Annotated in this window: 4 protein-coding genes; 3 read left to right on the top strand and 1 reads right to left on the bottom strand. The window is 60.2% G+C overall.

Annotated features, from left to right (window positions below):
* From trbG to EOC06_RS20335, 3 genes are all read left to right on the top strand, one after another.
* Positions 1 to 915: P-type conjugative transfer protein TrbG (gene trbG, locus EOC06_RS20345; protein WP_245469846.1), on the top strand; the 915-nt coding region annotated here is incomplete at its 5' end.
* Positions 912 to 2,126 (top strand): TrbI/VirB10 family protein, encoded by a 1,215-nt coding sequence (locus tag EOC06_RS20340; protein ID WP_063169228.1) that lies wholly within the window; start codon positions 912 to 914, stop codon positions 2,124 to 2,126. The genes trbG and EOC06_RS20340, both read left to right, overlap by 4 nt.
* A gap of 12 nt (positions 2,127 to 2,138) precedes the next feature.
* Positions 2,139 to 2,381 carry a DUF2274 domain-containing protein gene (locus tag EOC06_RS20335; protein ID WP_024502859.1) on the top strand — a complete coding sequence of 81 codons (243 nt, stop codon included), beginning with the start codon at positions 2,139 to 2,141 and terminating at the stop codon, positions 2,379 to 2,381.
* A 29-nt stretch (positions 2,382 to 2,410) separates the two neighbouring features.
* On the opposite strand, the gene EOC06_RS40860 is transcribed toward EOC06_RS20335, so the two are convergent.
* The coding region (locus tag EOC06_RS40860; RefSeq protein ID WP_206631216.1) for a hypothetical protein at positions 2,411 to 2,590 on the bottom strand (180 nt) is incomplete at its 5' end.

Below are 2,590 nucleotides of genomic sequence, written 5' to 3'. Positions count from 1 at the left end.
AAACCGGCCGCGATCGAAAAGGCGCCGGAGAGGCCGATTAGAATTGTCGAGGTGCCAAAACCACTGCCGCTGCCTGGCCAAATGCAGCCCGAGCCCGGCAAGGGCGAGGACAAGCGCCCCCCTGAAGAACGCGTCGCTGATGCCAACAAAGCCGCGACCCAGCAACCCACCAAGTACGGGTATGTTAATGCCGTGCAAGTCTACCCCTTCACCGATGGCGCGCTTTATCAACTCTATGCCGCGCCGGAGCGCGTGACCGACATCGCTCTGCAGCCGGGCGAGAAACTAACCGCCGTGTCGGCTGGCGACACCGTGCGCTGGGTCATTGGCGATACCGCAAGCGGCACCGGTGACAATCAGCGCACCCATGTTCTGGTAAAACCCTTCGCGCCGGGTCTTGCCACCAATGTCGTCATTACGACGGACCGGCGGACCTATCATTTGCAGCTTCAAAGCACCGAGAAGACCGCAATGGCGGCAATCTCCTGGACCTACAGCCAAGACCAGATCATCGCGCTTCGCCAGCGCAATGCTCAAGCCGAGGCAGTTACACCGGTCGCGTCGAATATCGCGCTCGAAAACCTTCGCTTTCGCTACTCAATCAGTGGCGACACACCGCCCTGGAGACCGACGCGAGCCTTCGACGACGGCAGCAAGGTCTATATTGAGTTCCCTCGTCGCATAGATCAGGGCGAGGCGCCACCACTCTTCATCGTCGGCGCAGATGGGAGCAGCGAGCTCGTCAACTATCGCGTGCGCGGCAACTATTACATCGTCGATCGGCTCTTCGCCGCGGCCGAACTTCGCCTCGGCACCAAGCGGCAGCAGGTGATCCGCATCAGCAGGATTGACGGCAGGCAACCGCAACGGCGGATCTCGCTCTTTCGCGGCAGCCGGCGAGGTGAGGACTCATGATCGAAAATTCCCGCTCTGGCATCCCGCCGAAACTGGATCCCGAGGAACTGCAGCTTCGGGCCTCTCCCCGCCGCGTGGTGCGGTTCAGGCGCGGTGTGATCATCGCGATCGCAGCGCTCGGATCCGGCGCTGTCTTCGGCGTTACCATGATCGCCCTCCAGGGGCCGGCCCTTCGCATCAGGGATCAGGCGGAAGATCTCTACAACACTGAGCGCAAACCAACCGCCGAGGGGCTCGATACGCTTCCCCATGACTATTCCGGCATGAAGCCGAAGCCTCCCGTCCTTGGGCTACCTTTGCCGGGCGACCTCGGCCGCCCCATCCTCGAGCGGCAGCGCCAGCTCGGCATCGTGCCGGGCCAAGACATCTCGGCCGAGGAGCAGCGTCTAGCGCAGCAGGCGATCGAAGCGCGTGAATCGCGGGTGCTTTTCCGCGTCGAAAATCGAGCTCAAAAGACAGATGTCGGAGAGAGCGTGCAAACTGCTCAGCATCCATTTGAGGCGCTTCCCCAATCCGAAGCAGGACGCGCGTCAGCCTCGGTGGCGGCGGCGGAAGGCGACCAGAACAATCAGCAGCGAAAGCTTGATTTTCTCAGCCAGCGGAGCACTGGCGGGATCTACAATCCGCATGCGCTGCAGACGCCGATCTCGCCATATCAACTGATGGCTGGCAGCGTGATTGCCGCCAGCCTGATCACCGGCATCAATTCCGATTTGCCGGGCCTTGTCGTCGCGCAAGTCACCGAAAATGTGCACGACACGGTCACGGGCAACATATTGCTGATTCCGCAGGGCTCACGTCTTATCGGCGTCTACGACAGCGTCGTCGCGTTCGGGCAAAAGCGAGCGCTGCTGGTCTGGCAGCGCATTCTGCTGCCCGACGGCTCGTCGGCCGAAATCGACAATCTGCCCGCGAGCGACACCGCCGGCTACGCAGGGCTGGAAGACGAAGTCGATTTCCACACTTGGCAGATGATCAAGGGAGTGGCGCTTGCCACATTGCTCGGTGTCGGCACAGAATTCAGCCTCGGCGAAAACGAGAGCGATCTGGTCAAGGCGATCCGGGAATCAGCCCAGCAGAACGCCAGTCGAGCCGGCCAGCGCATCACCGAAAAAAACCTCAATATCCAGCCCACCATCGTCGTCCGCCCAGGTTGGCCACTGCGCGTCATCGTGCACAAGGACATCGTGCTGCGGCCATACGCCAGTTGAGCAGGAGTTATCATGGCTGACCTGAAACTTGGAAAACTTCCGGACCGAACAGCTTCGAAGATCACCATTACCGTCAGCGCGGAGCTGAGCCAAACACTCAAGGAGTATGCTGCACTTTACCGTCAGACCTATGGTCAGTCTGAAACCGTGGCAGAACTCATCCCTTTCATGCTGGCGGCGTTTCTGGAAGGCGACCGAGCCTTTGCCAAGGCCAGAAAGGAACGTCTGCCGACGGAGCTTGCCGGAAAATCGTGACTCCTCCGCTAGGGCAGCTGGAACATTGCCTAGCTGTCGCGACCTACCTGCTCCTCGCGAAGCATAGGATCAAACACCTTGGAATGCAGGTATGCGCAAGAGATGATGTGGAAGGAGATACCGCGCAACAGCCTAAGTTTGCATTTTCGATTTGGTCGGCCGTGAACTATCCGCAAGCCATTGATCTGGCCTGTTGATTGAGGCGGATA

Source organism: Mesorhizobium sp. M7A.F.Ca.MR.362.00.0.0 (assembly GCF_004023175.1).
GTDB lineage: Bacteria > Pseudomonadota > Alphaproteobacteria > Rhizobiales > Rhizobiaceae > Mesorhizobium.
This window is presented reverse-complemented; position numbering and strand designations above follow the sequence as displayed.